The organism is Kitasatospora sp. NPDC093558 (assembly GCF_040683475.1).
Classification (GTDB): Bacteria; Actinomycetota; Actinomycetes; order Streptomycetales; family Streptomycetaceae; genus Kitasatospora.
The window spans coordinates 1-1,492 of sequence record NZ_JBFBDY010001128.1 but is presented as its reverse complement, the minus strand read 5'-3'; the positions used below and the strand labels follow the sequence as shown (position 1 = coordinate 1,492).

Here is a 1,492-nt window from a genome sequence, read left to right as displayed (position 1 = left end):
TCCCCCACCCGGGCCGCCGGCCCACGGGCGGCCGGGGCCCCCACGTTCCGAGGTGCACCCATGGTCCCGCTGCCCCCGCGCGTGCTGTTCGGCGCCGCCTATTACCACGAGTACCAGCCGTACGAGCGCCTCAAGGAAGACCTCGACCTGATGGCCGGGGCGAAGTTCACCGTGATCCGGGTCGGCGAGTCCGTCTGGTCCACCTGGGAGCCCGAGAACGGCCGGTTCGACCTCGACTGGCTCACCCCCGTCCTCGACGGCGCCCACGAGCGCGGCATCGCCGTCGTCCTCGGCACCCCCACCTACGCCGTGCCGCCGTGGCTGGCCCGGCAGTACCCGGAGATCGCCGGCGACCGGGAGACGGGCCGGCCCATGGGCTGGGGCGCCCGCCAGGAGGCCGACTTCTCCCACCCCGCCTTCCGCTACCACGCCGAACGCGTCACCCGGGCGATCCTCGACCGCCACGCCGAACACCCGGCCGTCATCGGCTTCCAGATCGACAACGAGCCCGGCCTGCGCCTGCCCCACAACCACGGCGTCTTCCAACGGTTCGTCGACCACCTGCGCCACACCTACGGCGATGTGGAGACCCTCAACCGGGAGTGGGGCCTGGTCTACTGGTCGCACCGGCTCGCCACCTGGGCCGACCTCTGGCAGCCCGACGGCAACCAGCAGCCGCAGTACGACGTCGCCTGGCGGGCGTTCCAGGCCCGCCAGACCACCGAGTTCATCGCCTGGCAGGCCGCGATCGCCCGCGAGTACGCCCGCCCCGACCAGTTCGTCACCACCTGCCTCGCCTACAACCACCCCGCGATGGAGGACGACGAGATCACCGACGCCCTCGACGTCACTGCGGGGAACCCGTACTACGACATGCAGGACGCCCTCGCGCTGCCCGACCCCACGCCGGACGACCACGAGCAGCAGTGGAAGACCACCGGCGTGTGGGCGCTGTACCAGAGCGCCGACCGGATCTTCTCCTCCCGCCAGGAGCCGTTCCTCGTCACCGAGACCAACGCCCAGGCCATCAGCGGCACTTCGGAGAACCGGCCGGCCTTCGACGGCCAGTGGCGACAGGCCGCCTGGGCACTCGTCTCGCGCGGCGCGCGGATGATCGAGTACTGGCACTGGCACACCCTGCACTTCGGCGCCGAGACGTACTGGGGCGGGATCCTCCCCCACAGCGGCAAGCCCGGCCGGGTCTACGCCGAACTCGCCCGGCTCGGAGCCGAGTTCGAGACCGCAGGGCCGCTGGTCGCCGGAATCGAGCCGGACGCCGACATCGCGATGGTCTACTCGATGCCCAGCAAGTGGCTGATGCAGAAGTACCCGCCGCTGGCGAAGCCGAACGGTGATCCGGACCCGACCTCCTACCACCGCATCTTCGACCCCTTCTACCGCGGCGCCTTCGAGGCCGGCCGCCAGGTGCGCATCCTGCACGCCCGCCAGCTCCACGACGCCCGGGGCGAGCGCGAAGGCCTGGCCCCCGACG

General features: G+C 71.6%; 1 protein-coding gene. It reads left to right on the top strand.

Features of this window, described 5'->3' with window-relative positions:
- Positions 1–60 precede the first annotated feature (60 nt).
- The coding region (locus AB0O00_RS39100) for a beta-galactosidase (RefSeq protein WP_363659432.1) at positions 61–1,492 on the top strand (1,432 nt) is incomplete at its 3' end.